The 22,479-nt window shown below is 71.2% G+C and carries 20 protein-coding genes; 15 read left to right on the top strand and 5 right to left on the bottom strand.

All coding sequences use genetic code 11. The annotated features are described in order from the left end of the window. Positions 1-220: 220 nt before the first annotated feature. The 7 genes from ACFZBB_RS11995 (at position 221) to ACFZBB_RS11965 (ending at position 8,228) form a co-directional block, all read left to right on the top strand. Positions 221-1,501: a hypothetical protein gene (locus tag ACFZBB_RS11995; RefSeq protein WP_391120393.1), complete on the top strand. Its 1,281-nt coding sequence runs from the start codon at positions 221-223 to the stop codon at positions 1,499-1,501. A gap of 126 nt (positions 1,502-1,627) precedes the next feature. Next, complete coding sequence (locus ACFZBB_RS11990) at positions 1,628-3,904, top strand: tetratricopeptide repeat protein (RefSeq protein WP_391120391.1); 2,277 nt, start codon at positions 1,628-1,630, stop codon at positions 3,902-3,904. 74 nt (positions 3,905-3,978) lie between these two features. Beyond that, entirely contained in the window at positions 3,979-4,434 is a 456-nt protein-coding gene (locus ACFZBB_RS11985; protein ID WP_355336440.1) for a flavin reductase family protein, read from the top strand. A gap of 116 nt (positions 4,435-4,550) precedes the next feature. Continuing rightward, on the top strand, positions 4,551-5,507 hold the full coding sequence (locus ACFZBB_RS11980; protein WP_391120389.1) for an ATP-binding cassette domain-containing protein: 957 nt from the start codon (positions 4,551-4,553) through the stop codon (positions 5,505-5,507). 107 nt (positions 5,508-5,614) lie between these two features. Continuing rightward, the gene (locus tag ACFZBB_RS11975) at positions 5,615-6,373 is read left to right on the top strand and encodes an ABC transporter permease (protein WP_391121068.1); all 759 of its coding nucleotides are present in this window, start codon (positions 5,615-5,617) and stop codon (positions 6,371-6,373) included. Next, the gene (locus tag ACFZBB_RS11970) at positions 6,331-7,602 is read left to right on the top strand and encodes a histidine kinase (protein ID WP_391120387.1); all 1,272 of its coding nucleotides are present in this window, start codon (positions 6,331-6,333) and stop codon (positions 7,600-7,602) included. Before ACFZBB_RS11975 ends, ACFZBB_RS11970 begins: the two co-directional genes overlap by 43 nt. After that, positions 7,599-8,228 (top strand): response regulator, encoded by a 630-nt coding sequence (locus tag ACFZBB_RS11965; RefSeq protein ID WP_391120384.1) that lies wholly within the window; start codon positions 7,599-7,601, stop codon positions 8,226-8,228. The genes ACFZBB_RS11970 and ACFZBB_RS11965 overlap by 4 nt, the downstream gene beginning before the upstream one ends. Positions 8,229-8,261: 33 nt before the next feature. Here ACFZBB_RS11965 and ACFZBB_RS11960 read toward each other — a convergent pair whose 3' ends face one another. From ACFZBB_RS11960 to ACFZBB_RS11950, 3 genes are all read right to left on the bottom strand, one after another. After that, positions 8,262-10,082: a glycine betaine ABC transporter substrate-binding protein gene (locus tag ACFZBB_RS11960; protein ID WP_391120382.1), complete on the bottom strand. Its 1,821-nt coding sequence runs from the start codon at positions 10,080-10,082 to the stop codon at positions 8,262-8,264. Further along, positions 10,075-11,328, bottom strand: coding sequence for a betaine/proline/choline family ABC transporter ATP-binding protein (locus tag ACFZBB_RS11955; protein ID WP_391120380.1), 1,254 nt, complete (start codon positions 11,326-11,328; stop codon positions 10,075-10,077). The genes ACFZBB_RS11960 and ACFZBB_RS11955 overlap by 8 nt, the downstream gene beginning before the upstream one ends. A gap of 197 nt (positions 11,329-11,525) precedes the next feature. Continuing rightward, positions 11,526-12,839: an MFS transporter gene (locus tag ACFZBB_RS11950; protein ID WP_391120378.1), complete on the bottom strand. Its 1,314-nt coding sequence runs from the start codon at positions 12,837-12,839 to the stop codon at positions 11,526-11,528. A 72-nt stretch (positions 12,840-12,911) separates the two neighbouring features. On the opposite strand from ACFZBB_RS11950, the gene ACFZBB_RS11945 reads away from it, so the two are divergent. The 4 genes from ACFZBB_RS11945 to ACFZBB_RS11930 all read left to right on the top strand — a co-directional run bounded on the left by ACFZBB_RS11945 (position 12,912) and on the right by ACFZBB_RS11930 (position 17,599). Continuing rightward, a complete protein-coding gene (locus tag ACFZBB_RS11945; protein WP_391120376.1) occupies positions 12,912-13,718 on the top strand; it encodes a DeoR family transcriptional regulator in 807 nt (268 codons plus the stop codon). A gap of 369 nt (positions 13,719-14,087) precedes the next feature. After that, positions 14,088-15,533 carry a family 2B encapsulin nanocompartment shell protein gene (locus ACFZBB_RS11940; protein WP_391120374.1) on the top strand — a complete coding sequence of 482 codons (1,446 nt, stop codon included), beginning with the start codon at positions 14,088-14,090 and terminating at the stop codon, positions 15,531-15,533. Between the two features lie 71 nt (positions 15,534-15,604). Then, positions 15,605-16,660: a family 2 encapsulin nanocompartment cargo protein terpene cyclase gene (locus tag ACFZBB_RS11935; RefSeq protein ID WP_391121065.1), complete on the top strand. Its 1,056-nt coding sequence runs from the start codon at positions 15,605-15,607 to the stop codon at positions 16,658-16,660. 63 nt (positions 16,661-16,723) lie between these two features. Continuing rightward, entirely contained in the window at positions 16,724-17,599 is an 876-nt protein-coding gene (locus ACFZBB_RS11930; protein ID WP_391120372.1) for a geranyl diphosphate 2-C-methyltransferase, read from the top strand. Positions 17,600-17,852: 253 nt separating this feature from the next. On the opposite strand, the gene ACFZBB_RS11925 is transcribed toward ACFZBB_RS11930, so the two are convergent. Next, a complete protein-coding gene (locus ACFZBB_RS11925) occupies positions 17,853-18,086 on the bottom strand; it encodes a hypothetical protein (RefSeq protein ID WP_391120370.1) in 234 nt (77 codons plus the stop codon). 132 nt (positions 18,087-18,218) lie between these two features. After that, the gene (locus ACFZBB_RS11920; RefSeq protein WP_391120368.1) at positions 18,219-19,148 is read right to left on the bottom strand and encodes an AraC family transcriptional regulator N-terminal domain-containing protein; all 930 of its coding nucleotides are present in this window, start codon (positions 19,146-19,148) and stop codon (positions 18,219-18,221) included. A gap of 143 nt (positions 19,149-19,291) precedes the next feature. Here ACFZBB_RS11920 and ACFZBB_RS11915 point away from each other — a divergent pair, with 143 nt between their 5' ends. From ACFZBB_RS11915 to ACFZBB_RS11900, 4 genes are all read left to right on the top strand, one after another. Next, positions 19,292-19,609: an antibiotic biosynthesis monooxygenase gene (locus ACFZBB_RS11915; protein ID WP_391120366.1), complete on the top strand. Its 318-nt coding sequence runs from the start codon at positions 19,292-19,294 to the stop codon at positions 19,607-19,609. Positions 19,610-19,782: 173 nt separating this feature from the next. Further along, positions 19,783-20,742, top strand: coding sequence for an alpha/beta hydrolase fold domain-containing protein (locus tag ACFZBB_RS11910; RefSeq protein ID WP_391120364.1), 960 nt, complete (start codon positions 19,783-19,785; stop codon positions 20,740-20,742). Positions 20,743-21,053: 311 nt separating this feature from the next. Next, a complete protein-coding gene (locus ACFZBB_RS11905; RefSeq protein ID WP_391120362.1) occupies positions 21,054-21,812 on the top strand; it encodes an SDR family oxidoreductase in 759 nt (252 codons plus the stop codon). Between the two features lie 193 nt (positions 21,813-22,005). Next, positions 22,006-22,434, top strand: a complete 429-nt coding sequence (locus ACFZBB_RS11900) for an SH3 domain-containing protein (RefSeq protein ID WP_391120360.1) — start codon at positions 22,006-22,008, stop codon at positions 22,432-22,434. The last annotated feature ends 45 nt before the right edge of the window (positions 22,435-22,479 follow it).

Here is a 22,479-nt window from a genome sequence, read left to right as displayed (position 1 = left end):
CCGCTCGACGGAACCGGGAGGAGGAAACCCCATGAAGAAGATGTCGATCCGCAAGGCCGGCACCATCCGCCTGACCAGCTCCGCGTACTACTGCTGCTCGGCTCTCTAGCAACACCGCCGGAGCCGGGCCCTGTTGACCACCTCGCGCAGGCCCCGGCTCCGGTCACCGGCTCCGGTCACCGACTCCGGTCACCGACTTCCCCGTAGAGAGGCACCCCGCATGACCGTGACCTCGTCGGACGGCACCACGACCGCGCCGGACGGCGGCGGCGGCGCGGTCCTGCTGCACAAGCTCACGATGATCCCCGAGGACGACGGCGTGATGGTCGGCCGTCCGGACACCGCCTCGTACGCCGTGTTCCCCGAGGAGGGGGCTGAGGCGCTGCGGATGCTGGAGGCCGGGGTGCCGGTGGCCGGGGTGGCCGCCTGGTACGAACGGACCTGCGGCGAGCCGCTGGACGTGGACGACTTCCTCGACGTCCTGGCCGATCTGGGGTTCCTGCGCGGGGACGGCGAGGACGAGCCGGCCGGCCCGGTGCGCTGGCAGCGGCTCGGCGCCTGGACGTTCTCCTGGCCCGCCTGGCTGGTCTACCTCGCGCTGATGGTGACCGCCGCCGCCTGGATGATCAGGGACTCGTCGCTGCGGCCCTCGTACCACGACGTGTTCTTCACCGACCATCTCGCGCTGATCCCCATCGCCCTGACGGTCGTTCAGATTCCCTGCATCCTCGTGCACGAGGGCTATCACGCCCTGTCCGGGCGGCGGTTGGGGCTGCCGTCCACGCTCACGATCAGCCGCCGGCTGTACTACCTGGTCGCCGAGACCCGGCTGGACTCGCTGTTCAGCGTGGAGCGCAAGCGGCGCTATCTGCCGTTCGTGGCCGGGATGCTGGCCGACGCCGTGCTGATCTCGGGCCTGACGCTGCTGGCCGTGGCGCTGCGCGGACACGGCCCCGCGTGGATCTCCGCCCTGATGCTGGCGATCTCCTTCACGTGTGTGATGCGGCTGCTCTGGCAGTTCATGTTCTACCTGGAGACCGACCTCTACTACGTCCTCACCAACGCCCTGCGCTGCTCCGACCTCCAGAACGCCGCCCGCTTCCAGGTCCGTACGCTCTTCCGCCGCTGGACGCGCAGGCCGCCCCCGGTGGCCGACCCCGACGCCGAATGGTCCGACCGTGACCGGCGGATGGCGCGCTGGTACGCGCCGATGCTCGTGGTCGGTTACGGATTCTCGCTCGGCAGCCTGCTGTGGGCGGGGATTCCGACCACCGTGCACTTCTGGTCGCAGATCAACAACCGCTTCAGCGATTCCGGGACGGCCACCAGCGGGATTCTCGACGCGATCAGCTTCGTCGGCCTCACCGCACTCCAGTTCGGGCTGCTGCTTTACGTGACAGTACGGGACCGGCGCGCCGCCAAGGAATCCCGTGGGGATTCGGAACGGGCAGAGGAACAGGGCCCGAACGGCCAGGAGCCGGAAATCGCAGGCGTCGCTTAAAGCACGCCTTTCCTCTTGGATCGCTCGGCTCGCTTGCCCCGCTTTGTTCGCTCACCCCGCTTGGCTCGCATAAACCCCACGAACCTCAGGAACTCCCAGGAACTCCAGGACCACAAGGAGCACTTCATGACCTCGTCCCCGCCTCGGCACTGCTGGGTCGCCGCCACCGGCACCACCGCCGACCCCGTCGACCCGGCCGGTTCCGTCACGTACGGCGACCTCCCGCCCGCGCCCGAGCCCGACATCGACGTGCGCTGTCATCGCCGGCTGCGGGGCCCGTACACCGGGGGCGGGGCCCTGCTGCGCGCGGTGATCCCCGAACTGGCGGGAGAGCACGACGAGTTCATCGCCGCGCGGGCCACCGAGGTGATCTCGCTGGCACCCGACCTGGCACCCCGGGTGCCGATCGCGCCGCAGACGCTGACCGCGCTCGCCAGCCGCGCCGAGCGCACCCGCTTCTACTCCGTCGCCCGTACGCTGCGCGTCTCGCACGGCGTCGCCGAGCTGCTGACGGACTGGGCGCGTACCGTCCGCCCCGGCGGTACGGTGATCCGCTTCCGTGAGCTGGACGACGCCGACCCCACCGACCGTGAGCTGGTCGCCGTCCTGCTGCGGCGCTGCGACCCGGCCGTCCTGCGGCTGGTGGTGGAGACGGACGGACTCGCCGACGACGAGTTGGGGCAGGCGCTGCGCACGTATGCCGACCGGGCCGCGCCGGAGACGGCCGGGACCCCGGACGAGCGGCTGGAGGGTGCGGATCTCGCGCAGCTCTTCATCGACGCGGACGGCACCAGCAAGGACCCGCGACTGACCGCCGCCTACGAGGCGTTGGACCCGGCCGAGCGGGCCGCCCGGCACAGCGCCCGCGCGGAACTGTTGGCCGAACGCGCCGAGCCGGGTGTGTCGTTGGGCGCGCACCTCTACCACCTGGAGCACGGCACCGACCCGGCGGCCGGCGCGGGCACCGCCTTCGTGGACGCCTGCGAGTCCTGCTTCGACAGCGGCTTCTACGAGGCGGCGCTGGAGATCTCGCAGCGCGGGCGGGCGCTGTTCGGCGACGCGCGGCCCAAGCCGTACTGGAACCTCACCAACAAGATCGGCGCCTGCCTGTCGTACCTGCGGCGCGGCGAGAAGGGCTTCTCGTACTTCGCCGAGCTGCGCTCGGGCAGCACCGAGCCCGAGATCCACATGAATAGCTGCTACATGATGGCGATGCTCTACACCCGCCACCTGCCCAAGGGCATGCACGACGAGATGCGGGCGCTGGAGTGGGTCAACACCGCGATCGCCATCGCGGACTGGAATCCGGACCCGCACCGCCGCGTCTTCGTCGGCGCTTTCATGCGGAACGCGAAGGCGCTGGTCGAGCTGCACCGCGCCGACCTGGACGCGGCGCTGGCGCTGGTCAACGACGCCATCGCGATGACGGACGAGGACCTTGGCCCGGACGAGCAGCTTCTGCACCGCTCGGTGCTGCGCTACAACCGCGCGCAGATCCTGGCCGCGCGCGGCGACCACGACGGCTCGCTCGCCGACTACGACCTGGTGATCAGCCGCGACCCCGACTACGGCGACTACTACTTCGAGCGGGCCGGAGGGCGGCGGGCCAACGGGCAGTTCGACGCGGCGCTCGCCGACTACGCCGAGGCGATCCGGCTCAGCCCGCCGTTCCACGAGGCGCACTTCAACCGGGCCGATCTGCTGCGGGAGTTGGGCGACGAGGAAGCCGCGCTGCGCGATCTGGACTACGCGGCGATCCTCGACCCCGGCCACGTCGACACCCTCGTCAACCGGGCCGACCTGCTGATGGCGCTCGGGGAGATCGAGCAGGCGACGGCGGACGTCGAGGCGGGTCTCGCGCTGGACTCCAAGAACGCCAACCTGCTGTGCGCGCAAGGGACTCTGCTGGCCGAGTCCGAGCAGGTCGACGCGGCCTTCTCCAGTTTCACCGCCGCCCTGGAGTCCGACCCGTCGTTCGTCGCCGCCTGGGTCAACCGGGCCGTGCTGTCGTACTCCGCCGGGCGGCTGCCGGAGGCCGTGGACGACCTGGACCACGCGATCGAGCTGGCCGACGACCCGGTGCTGCGCGGCAACCGGGCGCTGGCGCTGTACGACCTGGGCGCGTACGAACGGGCCCTGGCCGACCTGGACATCGCGATCCCGGCGCTCGCGGACGAGGACCCCGACCTGCTCTACCGGCGCGGCGCCGTACGCCTCGCGCTCGGTGAGACGGACGGCGCCTTCGCCGACTGGCGCGACCACCTGGCGGCCTACGGGGAGGGCGAGGCGTCGCCCTTCGTGGAGGAGATCGCCGAGCGGATGCGGGAGTTCGTGCCGGGCGACGGGGAGTCCGCAACGGTCGGCCGGGAGTCCGTACCGAGCGGCCGGGAGGGCGCGGCGTGACCGCGTCCGCCGAGGCGCCCGCCTCCGTAACGGAGTTGGAGGCGGGCGTGGGGCCCGGGCTCTACCGGGCGGTGATGCGGCAGCACGCGAAGGGCGTCGCCGTCATCACCGCGGGCGAGGACGCCGGGCCGCCGGTCGGCTTCTGCGCCACCTCGCTGACGTCGGTCTCCCTGGACCCGCCGCTGGTCTCCTTCACCGTCGGCCTGCACGCGGCGTCCTTCACCGCCGTGGAGAGCGCCCGCCATGTCGCCGTCCACCTGCTCGCCGAGGGCCAGGAGGACACCGCCCGGCGCTTCGCCCACGGCGGGGCCGCGAAATTCGGGGCGGCCACCGCCTGGCACCGGGGGCCGCGCGGCCTGCCCGTGCTGGACGACGTCCTCGCCGCGCTGATCGTCTCCCTCGTCCAGCTCGTGCCGGTCGGCGACCACGCCCTGGCCATCGGCCGGGTCGTCGAGGCCACCCACGCCCCCTCCCCCGCCCGGCCGTTGATCCACCACGACGGCGCGTTCGTCCATCTGGCGCTTCCCTAGAGCCTGTTGACGGCCCGGCGGGACGACCCCGCGGGCTCCCCGTCCACCGTTCGGTGGACAGCGGAGTACCCGTACGGTCGTCCCGCCGGGCCGTCCGCGCGCGGGAGCGTGGGGGCATGACGAGGAACACGGCGGTACGGGTACGGGGGCTTCGCAAGCGGTACGGCGAGGTCGCCGCGGTGGACGGGGTGGATCTGGACATCGCGCGGGGCGAGGTGTTCGGCATTCTGGGGCCCAACGGGGCGGGCAAGAGCACGACCGTGGAGATCCTCCAGGGGTACCGCTCGCGCGACAGCGGCGAGGTCGACGTTCTCGGGCAGGACCCGGCGGCGGGCGACCGGGCCTGGCAGGCGCGGGTCGGGATCGTGTGGCAGGACGAGTCGGCGGCGCAGGAGCTGACGGTCGCCGAGACCGTACGGCACTTCGCCCGCTACTACCCGCGCCCGCGCGACCCGGACGAGGTCATCGCGCTGGTCGGCCTCGACGCGAAGGCGCGCAGCCGGACCAAGACGCTGTCGGGCGGTCAACGGCGGCGGCTCGACGTGGCGTTGGGCGTCATCGGCGGGCCCGAGCTGCTGCTGCTCGACGAGCCGACGACCGGCTTCGACCCGGCGGCGCGGCGGCAGTTCTGGGAGCTGATCCGGCACCTCGCGGACGAGGGCACGACGATCATCCTCACCACGCACTACCTGGAGGAGGCCGAGGCCCTCACCGACCGGCTCGCCGTGATCAGCGCCGGGCGCGTGGTCGCCGAGGGCGCGCCCGCCTCCCTGGCCGGTCGCGCCCAGGCCCGCGCCACCGTCCACTGGGCCGAGCCCGACGGCACCCGGCGGTCGCAGGAGACCGACACCCCGACCCGCACGGTCACCGCCCTCGCGGCCCGCCTCGACGGCGAGATCCCCGAACTCCGCATCACCCGGCCCACGTTGGAGGACATCTACCTGCGGCTGATCAGCGCCGAGACGCCTGCGGCGACGCCCGCCCAAACGCCACGGCCCCCGCACCGAGCCGAGCCCACCCACGGCGACGCACCGGACCCCGGACCCACCGCACCCCGAGGAGACGCCATATGACCGCCGCCGAGACCGGCGCCGGGGTGGAGACCGCTCCCGGCGGCGCTCCGCGTGCCGAGCACGAGCGGCTGCCGGGGGCCTGGCGGCTCGGGCTCGCGCGCGGGGCGATGGAGCTGCGGATCTTCTTCCGGCTGCGCGAGCAGCTCGTCTTCACCTTCGCGTTCCCGATCGTGTTCCTGTTCCTCTTCGCGTCGATCTTCGGCGACGACATGGCGAACACCGGGTCCACGGCGTCGCAGTACTACGTGGCGTCGATGATCGCGGCGGGCATCATGTCGACCAGCTTCCAGTCGCTGGGCGTCTCGATCGCGATCGAACGCGACGAGCACGTGCTGCGCAGGCTGCGCGGCACACCGATGCCGCCGGCCGCGTACTTCCTCGGGAAGATCTGGCTGGTGCTGGTGACCAGCGTGGCGGAGACGGCGCTGCTGCTGCTCTTCGGAACGACGATCTACGACGTGAACCTGCCCTCTGACGTGGGCGGTTGGCTGACCTTCGGGTGGCTGTTCCTGCTGGGGGCCACCTCGTGCGCGCTGCTGGGCATCGCGATCAGCAGCGTGCCGAAGACAGGCCGCAGCGCGACCTCGGTGGTCGTCCTGCCCTTCCTGGTGCTCCAGTTCATCTCGGGGGTGTACATCCTGATCGACACCGTGCCCAACTGGATGCTGACGATCGGGTCGGTCTTCCCGCTGAAGTGGCTGTGCCAGGGGCTGCGCGGGGTGTTCCTGCCCCAGGCGGCGGCTTCCCTGGAACCGGCCGGGAGTTGGGAGTACGGGCGGATCGCCCTGGTGCTGGGGGCGTGGGTCGTCGGAGGATTGGTGCTGTGTCTGCTGACCTTCCGGTGGAAGAACCGGAGCGAGGGCTGAGCGCCACGGCGGCCGAGGCGTCGGGGGCCGGGGCGGGGGCCCGGTCCCCCGACGTGTGGGAGCGCTCGTTCCTGCCCTGGGACTGCTTCTTCGCGGTGGTGTGGGTCGCCACCGTGCTCTTCGCGCTGGCCGCCGAGAGCCCGGGGCCCGGCGTGCGCACCACGGCCGCCTGCCTCTTCGGCCTGCTCGTGCCGTGGTACGTGCTCGTCGGCCGCCCGCTGCTGATCGCGCAGTCCTACGGGGAGCGGACGGCCGTCCGCTACATCGCCGTCCTCGTGGCGCTGTTCCTGCCGCCCGCGGTGCTGGTCGGCGAGACGCGCCTGGCGACCTTCGCACTCGTCCCGCAGTGCTTCATGCTGCTGCGGGTGCGGTGGGCGCTGGTCGCGGACGCCGTCATCAACATCACGCCCGTAGCGGGCTGGGCGGCGCTGTGGCGTCCAGACGCGCACGACCTCTACTACAACTCGGTCTTCGCGGTCGTCACTTTGATGTTCTCCGCGGTCGTGGGCAGTTGGATCATCCAGATCATCGAGCAGAGCGCGGGCCGCGCCGAACTCGTCGCCGAACTCGACGCCAGCCGCGAGGTGATCGCCCGGCTCTCCGCCGAACGCGGCGCTCTCGCGGAGCGCGAACGCTTCTCGCGGGAGATCCACGACACCCTCGCGCAGGGCTTCACCAGCCTGCTGATGCTCGCCCAGGTGGTGGAGGCCGAGGTCGGGCACGACGACGAACAGGCCCGTCGGCACCTGGAGTTGATGGCCCGCACCGCCCGCGAGAACCTGGCCGAGGCCCGCGCGCTGGTCACCGGCGGCGCCCCCGCCGACCTGCGGGACAGCTCGCTGCCCGACGCCGTACGCCGACTGGCGGCCCGGCACGCGGAGCAGACCGGCGCGGCAGCCGCCGTGGACGTGACCGGGTCCGTTCGCGGGCTGCCCGCCGCCGTCGAGGTGGTCGTCCTGCGCACCTGCCAGGAGGCGCTGGCCAACACCCGCCGTCACGCCGGCCCGAACGCCGCCGTCGCGCTCGGCCTGGACTACGCGCCGGACGCGCTGGGCCTGCGGGTGTGCGACACCGGGCGCGGCTTCGACCCCGAACTGCCGCGTCCCGGATACGGGTTGCCGGGGCTGCGGGCGCGGGCCGCCGAGATGGGCGGGGTCGCGCGGGTCGAATCGGCGCCGGGCCACGGCACGACCATCACCGTACGGTTGCCGCTGGAGGCTGTGACGTGAGCAGGGTCATTCGGGTGCTGCTGGCCGACGACCACCCCGTCGTACGGGAAGGGCTGGCGGCGATGCTCAGCGCGGAGCCGGACCTCGACGTCGTCGGGCAGGCCGACAGCGGGCCGCGCGCCGAGGCGCTCAGCGCCGACCTGCTGCCGGACATCGTCCTGATGGACCTGCGGATGCCGGGCGGCGGCGGGGTCGAGTCGATCGTGCGGATGACCGCGGCCGGGCTGCCCTGCCGGGTCGTGGTGCTGACCACGTACGAGACGGACGGCGACATCCTGCGGGCGGTCGAGGCGGGCGCCGCGGGCTACCTCCTCAAGGACGTGGCCCGCGGCGAACTCGCCGACGCCGTGCGGGCGGCGGCGCGGGGCGAGACCGTGCTCGCCCCGTCCGTCGCCGCCCGCCTGGTCGACCGGCTCCGCGCCCGGCCGGAGCGCCCCCGGCTGTCCGAGCGCGAGACCGCCGTCCTGCGGCTGGTCGCCGAGGGCTGCACCAACGCCGAGATCGGCCGACGCCTGTTCATCGGCGAATCCACCGTCAAGACCCACCTGTTGCGGGCCTTCGCCAAGCTCGACGTCACCGACAGGACGGCGGCGGTGACGAGCGCGATGCGGTACGGGATTCTGTGAACCCCTGTCCCGCACAACAGATTTGACGGAAGGTCAGCCGGTGGCGGTCACCGGCGCCATCTTGTCGGCGATCCCCGGATTCTTCGCGAGCCACTTCTTGACGCCCGCCGCCGTGTTGTCCTGGCCCGCGGACTGGATGTCGGCCTCCAGGGAGCTGAGCTGCTCCTCGGTGAGGTGGAAGTCCTTCATCCAGGCGGTGACCTGCGGCAGCTTGTCCGCCCGGCCCTTGTTGGCCAGATTGTGGATGGAGTCGGCCTTGCCCCACAGGCCCTTGGGGTCGGCGAGCTTGGTCAGCTCGTACGTGCTGTAGGCCCAGTGCGGGGACCACAGGACGACCGCGACCGGCCTGTGCTGCGCGTAGTCCCGCTTCAACTCGGCGAGCATGGCGGAGGTGGAGCTGCTGACGACCTTGTACTCCCTGTCGAGGCCGTAGCCCTTGAGCACCGTGGAGTTGAGCAGCTTCATCTCGCCCGCGCCCGGCTCGATGCCAATGATCTTGCCCCCGAACTCCTTGCCCCGGCCCTTGAGATCGGCCATGGACGAGACGCCCTTGACGTACGACGGGACGGAGACCTCCAGGGACGTCTGGTCGTACCACTTGCCGAGGTCGGCGTAGTCCTTGCCGTACTGCTGGAGGTAGGACGCGTGCGTGGTGGGCAGCCAGGCGTCGGTGAGGTAGTCGAAGTTGCCGGTGGACAGGCCGGTGAAGGCGGCACCGGGGTCGTAGGTGTTGACCTGGGCCTTGTAGCCGCGCGAGTCCAGGACTTCCTTCCACAGGTTGGCCGACGCGATGGACTCGTCCCAGTTGAAGGAGCCGATCTTGACCGTCCGGCCCTTGCCGACGTTCGCCGAACCGGCCGTCGTGGGGCCGTCGTCGGAGTCGCCGCCGAAGATGCCGGTGCCGCAGGCGATCAGGGCGAGGGCGACGACGGCGGACAGGCCGACGGCGGGGCGCGGGCGGTAGCGCAGCACGCTCAGGCCGCGCGTCGGGAGCTTCGCGCGGGCCAGCGCCAGGGCGCGGCGGCCCAGCGGCGAGACCTGGTCGCCGAGCGCGCCGGTGATCCGGTCGAGGTAGATGGCCAGGATGACCACCGCGATGCCGCCCTCGAAGCCGAGGCCGATGTTGACCTGGCTGATCGCGCCGAAGACGGTCGAGCCGAGTCCTTCGGCGCCGACCATGCCGCCGATGACGACCATCGACAGCGTCAGCATGATGACCTGGTTGACGCCCGCCATGATGGTCGGCAGCGCCAGCGGCAACTGCACGCGCATCAGCGTGCGGCCCGGCGACGTACCGAACGCGTCGGCGGCCTCGACCAGTTCCTCGTCGACCTGCCGGATGCCCAGCTCGGTCATCCGGACGCCGACCGGCATCGCGAAGACGATGCAGGCGATGACGGCCGGGACCGTACCGAGGCTGAAGAAGATGATCGCCGGGATCAGGTACACGAAGGCGGGCAGCGTCTGCATGACGTCGAGCACCGGCCGTACGACCATGCTCGCGGTCCGGCTGCGCGCCGCCCAGATGCCCAGCGGCACCGCGAGCAGCAGGGCCACGACACCGGAGACGACGACCAGGGACAGCGACTGCATCGCCTCGTCCCACTGCGCGATGGAGTCGATCAACGCGAAGCCGAGGAAGGCGAGTACGCCCGCCGGGAGGCCGCGCATCCACAGCGCGATCACCGCGAGGATGGCCGCCATGAGCAGCGGCGGCGGGCCGCCGAGCACCCATTCCACGCCGTCGTACATGTGGTTGACGACGCTGCTGATCGCGTCGAAGAGCCAGGAGAGGTGGTCCGTCAGCCAATTGACGGCGTCCTCCGCCCAGTTACCGAGGTGGATCCTAGGCACGGGCGGCCTCCTTCCCTTCGACGGTCCCGGATTCGACGGTCCCGGATTCGGGCGCGGTCTCGTCCTCGTGGTCGCCGAGCGCCGCGAGCAGCGCGACGCGCGGGATCACTCCGGTGAGCCGCCCGTCGTCGTCCACGACGGCCAGCGGCAGCTTCGTCCGCGAGGCGGGTGTGAGCAGGCCGGACAGCGGGGTGTCGGCCTGGGTCGTCACGCAGTCGGTGTCCATGAGGTCGCGCACGGTGCCATCGTTGTCAGCCTGCGTGCAGCTGGCCTCGGTGACCGTGCCGACCAGCTTGCGACCGCCCTCGGCCCCGCCCTCGACGACGAAGGCGGCGGTCGCGTGGTCGTCGCGCAGGACGCTCATCGCGGCGCGCGGCCCGTCGTCCGGACTGACCATCACACGCGGCTCCTCCATGATCGAGGCGGCGGTGAGCACACGGGAGCGGTCGACGTCCTGCACGAAGCTGGCCACGTAGTCGTCGGCCGGTTCGGTGAGGATGTCCTGCGCGGTGCCGATCTGGACGATCCGGCCGTCGCGCATGACGGCGATACGGTCGCCGAGCCGCATGGCCTCGTTCAGGTCGTGGGTGATGAAGACGATGGTCTTGCGCAGCCGCTGCTGGAGTTCGAGGAGCTGGTCCTGCATGTCGCGGCGGATCAGCGGGTCCAGCGCGGAGAACGACTCGTCCATCAGCAGCAGTTCGGCGTCGGTGGCCAGCGCGCGGGCCAGGCCGACGCGCTGCTGCATACCGCCGGACAGCTCGTCGGGCCAGGACTTCTCCCAGCCGCTGAGGCCGGTCATCGCCAGCGCCTCGGCGGCCTTGGCCTCGCGCTCCTCGCGCGGGCGGCCCTGGACTTCGAGGCCGTAGGCGGCGTTCTCCAGCACGCTGCGGTGCGGGAAGAGCGCGAAGTGCTGGAAGACCATGCTGATCCTGCGGGAGCGCAGGTCGCGCAGGGCCTTCGCGGACAGGGCCGTGAGGTCCCGCCCGTCGAACAGCACCCTGCCCGAGGTGGGCTCCAGCAGACCGTTCAGCATGCGCAGCAGGGTGGACTTGCCCGATCCCGACAGGCCCATCACGACGAATATCTCGCCGGGTTCCACGGTGAAGGAGGCATCGACGACCGCGGCGGTCGTCCCTTCCTCCCTCAGTTTCTCGCGGTCGGCGCCTTCCTGAAGCCGACGTACTCCTTCCTTCGGCCTTCTGCCGAAGATCTTGCTTACGTGCTCGACGACGAGCTGTGTCACGGTGGCCTTTCGGGGCAGGGGACAGAGCGGAGCCGAACCTTCCGACTCCGCGTCGCCGCCTACCCGAGGTCACACGCAGCGCAAACAAGACGGCTTAAATCGGTCCCTTATGCCCAATTTGATGTTGCTTTGCGGGGCAGCTCATTGTGATCGGATCGTGTCCAGAACTCAGGGAACTCGTCAGCCCCGCCTGACACTCAGGCCCCGTGCGGCGCACTGGCGGCGTCCGTCTCGGCCATCGCGTCCGCCTCCGCCATTGTGTCCGCCTCGGCCGCCGTGTCTCTCTCGGCCGCCGTGTCCGCCTCGGCCGCCGTGTCCGCCTCCGCGTCCGGCTTCAGGGTGCCCGCCGCGACGCTCGCGATGACACAGAAGGCGACCGGCAGGGCGAAGGTGGCGTTCAGCGGCATGAAGTGGGTGAGCGGGCCGATGACGGCCGGGCCCGCGAGCATGCCGAGGTAGCCGAGGCCCGCCACGCGGGAGACGTTGGCGCCCGCCGCGTCCTTGTCCGCGTGGCCGGCGGCGCTGAAGAGCTGCGGGATGCAGCCGGACAGGCCGATACCGAAGACCGTCCAGCCCACGAGGGCCAGCGGGACGCTGTTGGACAGCGCGGCCGTCGCGAGACCGACGGCGCCGAGGGCGGAGCCGTACCGCAGGACCGCGACCGTGCCGACGCGGGCGGCGACCGAGTCGGTCAGGAAGCGGCCGACGGTCATCGCGGTGGCGAACGCGCCGTACGCGAGGGCGGCGGTGGCCTGCGGGGCGTCGAGGACGTCGCGCAGGTGGAGCACGCTCCAGTCGTTGGCGACGCCTTCGCTGAGCATGAGCATCAGGGCGAGGGCGGCGAGGATCCAGATACGGGAGGGGGTCTTGCGGGCGGACTTGGCCGCCGCCTTGGGCGTATCCGGGGTTGTGGCCGTATCCGTGGCCGCGCTCGCGTCCGCCCGCTCGGCCACTTCCTTGGGGAGCAGCGCCGGGGTGGCCAGGGCCATGACGGCGAGGCCGACCAGGGCCGCGGCGCCGAGGGTGACCGCCGGGCTCCAGTCGAGCTTCAAGGTGAGTGCGCCGAGCAGCGAGGCGATGACGCCGCCGACCGAGAAGACGGCGTGGAAGGCGGACATGATGGGCCGCGCGTATCCGTGCTCGACCTGGACGGCGTGGGTGTTCATGCTGACGTCGAGGGAGCCGTTGCCGAAGCCGAAGACGAACAGGGCGGCGGCCAGCGCCCACGGGTTGGTGGCCAGGCCCGGCAGGACGACGGCGGCGGCGCACAGCGTGGCGCTCGCGGGTACGACCTTGCGGGAGCCGATCCGGTCGGTGAGGGGCCCGGCGAGCTGCATGCCGATGAAGGCGCCCCCGCCGAGCAGCAGAAGGAGCCAGCCGAGCACGGCGTGGCTGATGCCCACGCGGTGTTCGATGGCGGGAATGTGCACGATCCACATGCCCAGGACGAAGCCGTTGAGAGCGAAGAAGGCGAAGGTGGCCAGCCGTCCGGCCCGCAGGGATCTCTCCATGGTTCGAACGTAACGAACAGATTCTCTGTTTGTAAAGTTGCAATCCGAACATCTCGGGTGTTCGATTGCGTCATGGCGAGTACGACGGGCGGTACTGAGGGAACGGGCGGCGCGGCGCACGCCGGGGCGGCGGAACGGCTGCGGAGGATCGCGGAGGCCGTGCGCGAGGCGGGCCGGATGAGCGTCGCGGACCTGGCGGAACTCACCGATACCTCCGAGATGACGATCCGCCGCGACCTGGAGGCGCTGGCCGAGCAGGGCGTCATCGAGCGCTACCGGGGCGGCGCCCGGAGTCTGCTGCTGCGCGGCGAGGAGCCGCCGTTCGCGCTGCGCGCGCAGGACGGGAGCGACGCGAAGCGGCGGATCGCCGCCGCCGTCGCGCAGATGCTCACCGACGGCGAGTCCGTCGTGCTCGACAGCGGCACCACATGTCTTGAGGTCGCGCGCGCCCTGGAACACCGGCGCCTGACGGTCATGCCGCTGTCCCTCCACGCGGCCAACGCCCTCACCGGCGCCGCCCGCGTCAAGCTGCTGCTGCCGGGAGGCGAGCCCCGCCCCGGCGAACTCGCCCTCACCGGACCGCTCACCGAGGCGTCGCTCGCCTCCCTGCGCTTCGACACCGCCGTCATCGGCTGCTGCGGCCTCACCGCGGCCGACGGCCTCACCGCCTACGACCTCGCCGACGCCGCCGTCAAGCGCGCCGCGATCTCCGCCGCCCGCCGGGTCATCGCCGTCGCCGACGCGGCCAAGTTCTCCCGTACGGCGCTGGCGTTCGTCGCCGCGCCGACCGCCCTCGACGCCGTCGTCACGGACGGCGCGGCCCCCGCCGAGGAGACCGAAGCCCTCGCGGCGGCCGGGGTCACGGTCCACACCGTCTGAGACGTGCCCCTCGGGGGCCTTTCCCGCGTCCCGCGAACGGCGCACGGGCAGGGGGCGCGCCGGGGTGAAACCTTGTGGCGGGGGGGATCACCCGAACCCGTGAAGGGTGGGGAAAACGGCTGGCGGCGGGGGTGTGGCGGCGGGCTGAGGTGATCGCGGGGGCGCGCGCCCCTTGCCGCCTCGGCCGGCAGGTTTGCACCACTCGCGGCGCGAAGTCGCCCCCCGCGCGCCGTACCGGGACGGCGCCCCGGGCTGTTTCGCTGGTTCCCGTGCGGTGGGCCGTCCGGTCCCGGGGCCGTTCGGTCCCGCGGGCCGTCCGGTCCGCGACTGGCCTGTGCGCACAGCTCTGTTCCCCGTCCCGGAGGCAAAGTGCCCGCTTCGGAAAGCACCATCCGCCCCACGACCGACGAGCCGCCGCCCGCCGCACCCGGCGACGGCGCGCGGCTCACCAGCCTCAGCACCCCGGGGGCGCGGCAACTCGCCACCACCACCAAGTCGGAACCGCAGATGCGCGGGATCAGCTCGCGCTGGCTGCTCAGGATGCTGCCCTGGGTGGACGTCCCGAGCGGCACCTACCGCGTCAACCGCAGGCTCCAACTCCACGTCGGCCAGGGCAGGGTGAGCTTCGAGCAGAACGGCGCCGACAACGTCCGGGTGATCCCGGAGACGCTGACCGAACTCCCGGCGCTGCGCGGCTACCAGGACACCGACGTGCTGCGGGAGCTGGCCGGCCGCTACGAGGTCCGCCAAGTGCGCGCAGGAGAAGCGCTGTTCACCGCGGGGCAGCCGATCACCGACACCTACCTCGTCGTCCACGGACGGCTGACCCGGTACACCGAGGGCACGTACGGGGAGGAGGCGGTCACCGGAGTCGTCACCGACGGCGGCCAGTTGGGGGACGAGGCCATCGGCCAGGACGAGCCGCGGTGGACGTCATCGGCGCGGGCCGACACCGCGGCCGTCCTGCTCACCGTCCCCTGGACCGTCGTCGCCGAAGTCGCCGACCGCGTACCCTCCTTCGCCGCGCACCTGGCCGCGTACGCCGAGCGGCAGCGGCGGCCGACGAACCGGCGCGGCGAGGCGGACGTCCCGATGCAGGCGGGGCACCGCGGCGAGCGGTCGATCCCCAGCGGCTACGTGGAGTACGAACTGGCCCCGCGCGAGTACGAGTTGTCGCTGACCCAGACCACGCTGCGCGTGCACAGCAGGGTCGGGGACCTCTACAACGACCCGATGGACCAGACCCAGCAGCAGCTCAAGCTGACCATCGAGGAGATCCGCGAGCGCCAGGAGTGGGAGCTGGTCAACAACCGCGACTTCGGGCTGCTGCACAACACCGAGTACGACCAGCGGATCAGCACCTTCAGCGGCCCGCCGACACCGGACGACCTGGACGAGCTGCTGTCCATGCGGCGGGGCACCCGCTTCCTCATCGCCCACCCGAAGGCGATCACCGCCTTCTTCCGGCAGGTGAGCAAGCGCGGTCTGATGCCGGGCCTCGCCGACGTCAACGGGCACGCGGTGCCCGCCTGGCGCGGTGTGCCGCTGCTGCCCTGCGGCAAGATCCCGGTCACCGCGCACCACACCAGCAGCATCATCGCGCTGCGTACCGGTGAGGACGACCAGGGCGTGGTCGGCCTGCTCCCGACCGCGCTGCCGGATCAGCTTCAACCGGGCCTGAACATGCGCCACATGGGGGTGAGCACGACCGCGGTCATCAGCTATCTGGTCACCGCCTACTACTCGATGGCGATCCTCGTCCCCGACGCGGTCGGCATCCTGGAGAACGTCCAGCTCGGCAGGACCGTCGAGTGACCGGGCCGAGCGTGGACCACGCGACGGGCGCACCCCCGGACACGGACGTATCGCAGGCGGCGGCCACCACGGTGGCCGCCGTCACCCCCACCGTCCCCCGGCAACTGCCCGGTCCGCAGAATCTCACCCGGACGCTCAAGGCCCGGCGCACCGGGGCCGTTCCCGGTCTCAGGTACCAGCCCGCGCCGCCCGTGGACCAGGCGAAGGTCGACGAGGTGGATCGGCGGCTCGAAGAGTGGGCGCGCGGCCTCGACCTGTTCCCGCCCGCGTGGAACGGGGACTTCGCGGGATTCCAGTTCGGCCGGGCCGTGGTGCTCCAGCATCCGGGCGCCGCCGACCTCGAACGGCTCACCGTAGCGGGCGAGTTGCTGCTCGCCGAGAACCTGGTGGACTCCTGCTACTGCGAGGAGGAGGAAGGAAGAGGCGGTTCCCACCAGGGCCTCGGCGGGCCGCTGCTCATGGCCCAGTCGGCGATCGACCCGCACCACGGCACGCCCGAGTCCGAGGCACAGTGGCGGCTCGGCATGCAGGCGGACGGGCCGCTGCGCTCGTACCACTGGGCCATGAAGGACTACGCGCAGTTCGCCACCCCGAGCCAGACCACCCGCTTCCTGCACGACATCGCCCGGCTGCACCTGGGCTATCTCGCCGAAGCGGCCTGGGCGGAGAAGCGTTTCGTCCCGCAGGTGTGGGAATACCTGGTGATGCGGCAGTTCAACAACTTCCGCCCCTGCCTGTCGATCATCGACGCGGTCGACGGATACGAGCTGCCCGAGGCCGTCTACGCGCGGCCGGAGATCCAGCGGATCACGGCGCTGGCCTGCAACGCGACGACCATCGTCAACGACCTCTACTCCTTCACCAAGGAGCTGGAGGGCGACCCGACGCACCTCAATCTGCCGCAGGTCGTGGCCGCCAACGAGGGATGCGGCCTCAAGGCGGCCTATCTGGAGAGCGTCGAGATCCACAACCGGATCATGGGCTCCTTCGAGGAGGAGGCCGCCGCCGCGTCGGCGACGTCACCGCTGGTCGCGCGGTACGCACGCGGGCTGTCGGACTGGGTGGCCGGCAACCACGAATGGCACGCGACCAACACCCACCGATACCGCCTGCCCAACTACTGGTAGGCGCAGGCTGCTTCATCCGCTCCACGGCACGATGACCGACCCCAGTACCAAGAGGAGTCAGCGTTGACCATTTCGCACCCCGGCGTCGCCAAGGCACCGGTTCCGGCCCAGTCCACGTACCAGACCCGCGTCGCGGACTACTGGAACGCCGAACAGAATCCGGTCAACCTCGAACTCGGCAGGATCGACGACCTGTACCACCACCACTACGGTGTCGGCGACGTGGACTGGTCCGTGCTCGACGAGATGGACCCCGTCAGGCGCCGGGACGTGATCACCGCGGAACTGCACCGGCTCGAACACGCCCAGGCCGAACTCCTCGCCAAGCACCTGGGCCCGCTGAGCCCCGAGGACCGGGTCTTCGACGCCGGCTGCGGGCGCGGCGGCGGCAGCGTCACCGCGAACATGCGCTACCAGTGCCACGCCGACGGCGTCACGCTCTCCACCAAGCAGGCCGACTTCGCCAATGAGCAGGCGCGGGCGCGCGGTATCGACGGCAAGGTCCGCTACCACCACCGCAACATGCTCGACACCGGTTTCCAGACCGGCGGTTACGCCGCGTCGTGGAACAACGAGTCGACGATGTACGTGGAGTTGGATCTGCTCTTCGCCGAGCACTCCCGGCTGCTGCGCCGCGGCGGTCGCTACGTCGTCATCACCGGCTGCTACAACGACACGTACGGGCGCGCGTCCCGCGAGGTGTCCCTGATCAACGCCCACTACATCTGCGACATCCACCCGCGCTCGGCGTACTTCCAGGCGATGGCCAAGCACCGGCTGGTGCCCACCCACGTCGAGGACCTGACGGCCGCGACCATCCCGTACTGGGAACTGCGCAAGTCCGCCGACCACTTGGTCACCGGAGTCGAGGACGCCTTCCTGACCGCGTACAAGAACGGCAGCTTCCAGTACCTGATGATCGTCGCCGACCGCGTCTGACCTTCGGCGCGCGAGACCTCCGGGGGGACCCCGGCTCGGACCAACACGAGCCGGGGTTCCGGGGGTCAGTGGCGGCGCGGCGGAAGGGGGGCTGACGCCGGGGCGTCGGCACGGCGGAGCCAGTGTTCGATCAGCTGCTTCGGCGTACGAATTAGTCGCTCGAGCGAAGCGGTGCGCTCGATTGGCGGGCTCAGGAGAGTCGGCGGTCGATTCCGCGCATAGCGTCCGTTATGAACCTGTCGCCGTACTTCGGCTACCTGCCCACCCGCGCCACGAACTGACCCCCGCCCGGCCGGGCCCCGGCTCGGCCGACGCGGTGACGGCGCCCTCCGGGAGTTCGGACGGCGCCGTCGCGACGTCCTCCTCGTGTGCCGTCCTTCCAGAGGCCGATGAGGGGGACGTCGGTGACCGCGCGGATCACGCGCAGGTCGTCGAGGCCCTGCGCCCGCATACCGGCCGCGCCGCCTTCCCGCACGGCGAACGCCATCTGACGCATGATCAGCGGATTTCGCCGCCTTCACGCTGCCCTGGGTCCCACAGGCGCCCTGGCTCCCGTCGTGGGGATGAGCGCCCTCACCCGGGTCCGCCCCGCCGCTCCCCGGCCCGGAGGTCTCCCCGCTCAGGGGAGGACGCCCGCCGGGGTGCGGACGGTACGGACGGTCTGGCGCAGGCGGGCGGCGTCCCGGCTGGGGGGCGCGCCGAACTGGCGACGGTACTCGCGGCTGAACTGCGAGGGGTTGTCGTAGCCGACGCGCTGCCCGACCCCGGTGACGTCGCCCGGGTGGGTGGTGAGCAGCAGCCGGGCCTCCTGGAGCCGGATCTGCTTCTGGAACTGGATCGGGCTCATCGCGGTCACCGCCTGGAAGTTGCGGTAGAAGGCGGACACGCTCATGCCGGACTGCCGCGCCACGTCCTCGACGCGGAAGGGCTGCGCGTAGTGCTCGCGGATCCAGCGCACGGCGCGCGAGACATGGCTGAGGCTGCTGTCGGCCAGGCCGAACTGCCGCACCGCCGCGCCCTGTTCGCCGGTGATCAGCCGCCACAGGATCTCGCGCTTGACGAGGGGCGCGAGGACGGCCCGGTCGTGCGGCTCGTCGAGCAGGCGCAGCAGCCGGACGACCGCGTCGAGCAGTGCTGGCGGCGAGTCGCTGACGACGATGCCCGACGGCGTACCGCCCCCGGTGCGGGGGGAGTTGCCGGGCCCGGCCTGGAGCAGCAGTTCGGCGACGGCGGACGGTTCGAGGACCAGGCCGAACCCCAACGCCGGTTCCTCGGCGTCGACTTGGAGGAACTGTCCGGTGACCGGCAGATCCACGGACGCGATCAGATACTGCCCGGCCCCGTACTCGAAGACCCGCTCCCCCAGGGCCAGGCGTTTGGCGCCCTGGGCGATGACCGCCAGGACCGTGCCGGACATCGAGGGGGCGGGCGGGTCGGGGCGGTCGACCTTCGAGATGAGGACGCCGTCGATGGCGGTGGTCCAGCCGGAGCGCGGCGCGTGCCGTGCCAGCAGGGCGCGCAGCTCGTCCAGGTGTTCTTCACGGGTCATACGTCCATTGCACCACCCCACCGCGCCCTGGCTCCCGTGACCGCGAGGATCGTGCAAGTACGAACGAGGAACGTTCTAACGTTTCCGCAGGTCAGAGCGGTTCAATGGAATCACCGCACTCCAACGGAGAGAAGAAGGATTCCATGATCGCGAACTATGGCTTCAACGCCACGCTGACCGCCAAGGCCGGAATGAGCGACCAGCTCGTCGAGCTGCTGCTGACCGGCCTGGACGAGGGCAGCCCCGGCGCGAGCGAGCACTGCGTCGTCTACCTCGTCTCCCGCTCCGCCTCCGACCCGGACGTCGTCCACGTCACCGAGGGCTGGACCAGCGAGGAGGACCACCACCGCGTCTTCGCCGGCGAGGCGGCGCAGGCCATCGTGGCGCGGATCGGCCCGCTGCTGGCCAAGGAGTCCGACTACACGGATTACGTGCCGGTGCGGGGCAAGGCCGCTTTCTGATCCGCCTGCTCTGACTTCCTATCCGCCGGCTCCCGCGCTCCGGCTCACCCGCCGGCTCCCGCGCTCTGGCTCATCGGTCGGCCCCGGCTTTCCGGCTCACCGGTCGGCTCCCGTTTTCTGATGCGCCAGTCCGCCACCACCCCCGGCTCCACCTCTTGAGAAAGGCACCGCCCATGACTACGCCCCGCCCCGGCCTCGACCCCGAACTGCACGACCTGCTCGCCGACTTGCCGCTGATGTCCGGGCTCAGCCCGGAGGTGCTCGCGCAGGTCCGCCCCTTCTCCTCGGCGCCCGTCGAACCGCTCCTGGAAGGGCGCGCGATCGACCGCCGCGAGGTGACCGTCCCGAGCCGGGACGGCGAGCCGATCGCGCTGTCGGTGTTCAGCCCCGCGGCCACCGGCGGCCGTGCCACCGCGGCGCCCTGCGTCTACTGGATGCACGGCGGCGGGATGGTCATGGGCGACCGCTTCTCCCAGATAGACATTCCGCTGGAGTGGCTCGACGAGTGCGGCGCCGTCGTGGTCACCGTCGAGTACCGGCTCGCGCCGGAGTCCGGCGGCACGATCCCCGTCGAGGACTGCTACCAGGGGCTGCTCTGGGTCGCCGAGCACGCGGCCGAACTGGGCATCGACCCCGCCCGTATCGTCGTCGCGGGTGCCAGCGCGGGCGGCGGCCTCGCCGCCGGGGTGGCGCTGGCGGCCCGCGACCGGCAGGCCCCGGCCATCGCCGCCCAGGTGCTGATCGGCCCCATGCTCGACCACCGCAACACCACCGCCTCCAGCCGCCAGTACGCGAACGAACCCGGCGTATGGACCCGCGAGATGAACGAGTTCGGCTGGAGCTGCCTGCTGGGCGGCCTCGTCGGCGACGACGTACCCGCGTACGTATCGCCTGCCCTGGCCGACGACCTGTCGAATCTGCCGACCGCCTACATCGACACCGGTTCCGCCGAGGTCTTCCGCGACGAGGACACCGATTACGCCACCCGGATCTGGGCGGCCGGCGGCCAGGCCGAGCTCCACGTCTGGGCGGGCGGCTTCCACGGCTTCGACGCGCTGTACCCGCAGGCCCGTATCGCGGCCACCGCTCGCAGGACCCGCACCGACTGGCTCGCCCGCACCCTGTCCGCATAGGCCCGCCCGGCCGGATAACCCCGCCCGGTCACGTAATCCGGCCTGGTCACGTAAGCCCAACCAGTCACGTAAGCCCCCTTGATCGCGTAAGGCCACCCGGCCGCGTAAACCCACCCGGCCGCGTAACTCCACCCGGTCACGTAAGCCCACCCGGCCGCGTAAACCCACCCGGTCACGTAACCGCGTAGGCCCACCCGGCCGCGTAACTCCACCCGGTCACGTAACCGCGTAGGCCCACCCGGCCGCGTAGACCCACCCGGTCACGTAAGCCCACCCGGCCGCGTAGACCCACCCCCTTCTGGAGGACCACCATGAACGTCGCCATCGTCACCGGCGCCAGCTCCGGCATCGGACAGAGCGCCGCGATCGAGATCGCCAAACGCGGAACCGGCGTCATCCTGACCTACGCCAACAACCCGGCCGGCGGCCGGGAGACCGTCGCCGCGATCGAGAAGGCGGGCGGCACAGCCGTCGCCCTGCCCCTGGACGTCGGCGAGGCCGGCACCTTCACCGCCTTCCGCGACACCGTGGCCGCCGTACTGCACGACACCTGGCAGCGCGACACCTTCGACTACCTGGTCAACAACGCCGGTCTCTCCCTCACCTCGCTGATCGAGAACACCACCGAGGAGACCTTCGACCGGCTCATGCGCGTCCTGCTCAAGGGTCCGTACTTCCTGACACAGAAGCTGCTCCCCCTGATGGCCGACGGCGGCGCCATCGTCAACACGAGCAGCAACTCGACCGCGTCCGCCGGCCTCGAACCCGGCTACTCGGTCTACGCCTCGATGAAGGGCGGCCTCGACGTCCTGACCCGCTACATGGCCAAGGAATTCAGCCCGCGCGGCATCCGGGTCAACGCCGTCTCCCCCGGCTCCACCCGCACCCGCATCGCCAACGACGCCTTCACCCAGTTCCCCGAGGTCATCCCGGCCCTCGCCGCGAAGACCGCCCTCGGCCGCCTCGGCGAACCCGCCGACATCGGCCCCATGATCGCCACCCTCACCTCCCCCGAGTCCCACTGGGTCACCGCCCAGACCATCGAGGTCTCGGGCGGCTACAACCTCTAGAACTTCTAGGGCCTGTCCGGCGGGCCCGCTGTGCGCACAGGCCGCCGTCCGGGTGGCGGCGGCACGCGCAGACGGGTGAGGACTGCACACGTTCGGCCCAACGTGGCCATTTTTCCTAGTTGTTGGAGATTGTCCGGCGTATTTTCAGCGGTGCCCATGCGTGTCATTGCACATCAGGAACAGGAGAAGTCCCTTGGCGACATTCGCTGCTCTTCCTTCCCTCCGAGGCCGCATCATCACCGGCGCCAGCGCGCTGACCACCGCCGTCGTACTCGGCACCACGCTGCTCGGCGCGACGGCCGCCCAGGCCGCCGCCCCGACCGTCACCCCGGCCCGTCCGTACGGCACGGTCGTCGCCGGTGACGGCGTGGTCCAGCGCCAGTTCCCGAGCACGGACTCAGCCGTCAAGGGCTCGCTGCGCTACCACCAGCAGGTCGGCCTGCGCTGCAAGGTCCGCGCCCAGAACATCGCGGGCAACGACATCTGGTACCTGCTGCGCGACAACTCGAACTGGGTCTCGGCGAAGTACGTCGACAACACCGGCAACGTCTCCTACTGCAAGGACGTCCTGCGCAGCGACCTCTCCACCCTGAAGGCAGTCCCCAAGGGCGCCAAGGGCTGACCCCCTCCCGCCTTCCCCCACCACGAGCCATCCCGGAGTCGCCCA

The organism is Streptomyces sp. NPDC008139, from assembly GCF_042957025.1.
Classification (GTDB): domain Bacteria; phylum Actinomycetota; class Actinomycetes; order Streptomycetales; family Streptomycetaceae; genus Actinacidiphila.
This window is presented reverse-complemented; position numbering and strand designations above follow the sequence as displayed.

Excerpts from the sequence above, each read along its gene's own strand:
- ACFZBB_RS11985 (WP_355336440.1), top strand. The coding sequence starts at position 3,979 with ATGCGGCAGCACGCGAAGGGCGTCGCCGTCATCACCGCGGGCGAGGAC.
- ACFZBB_RS11915 (WP_391120366.1), top strand. The coding sequence starts at position 19,292 with ATGATCGCGAACTATGGCTTCAACGCCACGCTGACCGCCAAGGCCGGA.
- ACFZBB_RS11975 (WP_391121068.1), top strand. The coding sequence starts at position 5,615 with ATGGAGCTGCGGATCTTCTTCCGGCTGCGCGAGCAGCTCGTCTTCACC.
- ACFZBB_RS11980 (WP_391120389.1), top strand. The coding sequence starts at position 4,551 with ATGACGAGGAACACGGCGGTACGGGTACGGGGGCTTCGCAAGCGGTAC.
- ACFZBB_RS11905 (WP_391120362.1), top strand. The coding sequence starts at position 21,054 with ATGAACGTCGCCATCGTCACCGGCGCCAGCTCCGGCATCGGACAGAGC.
- ACFZBB_RS11950 (WP_391120378.1), bottom strand. The coding sequence starts at position 12,839 with ATGGAGAGATCCCTGCGGGCCGGACGGCTGGCCACCTTCGCCTTCTTC.
- ACFZBB_RS11920 (WP_391120368.1), bottom strand. The coding sequence starts at position 19,148 with ATGACCCGTGAAGAACACCTGGACGAGCTGCGCGCCCTGCTGGCACGG.
- ACFZBB_RS11925 (WP_391120370.1), bottom strand. The coding sequence starts at position 18,086 with ATGGCGTTCGCCGTGCGGGAAGGCGGCGCGGCCGGTATGCGGGCGCAG.
- ACFZBB_RS11910 (WP_391120364.1), top strand. The coding sequence starts at position 19,783 with ATGACTACGCCCCGCCCCGGCCTCGACCCCGAACTGCACGACCTGCTC.
- ACFZBB_RS11990 (WP_391120391.1), top strand. The coding sequence starts at position 1,628 with ATGACCTCGTCCCCGCCTCGGCACTGCTGGGTCGCCGCCACCGGCACC.
- ACFZBB_RS11995 (WP_391120393.1), top strand. The coding sequence starts at position 221 with ATGACCGTGACCTCGTCGGACGGCACCACGACCGCGCCGGACGGCGGC.
- ACFZBB_RS11945 (WP_391120376.1), top strand. The coding sequence starts at position 12,912 with ATGGCGAGTACGACGGGCGGTACTGAGGGAACGGGCGGCGCGGCGCAC.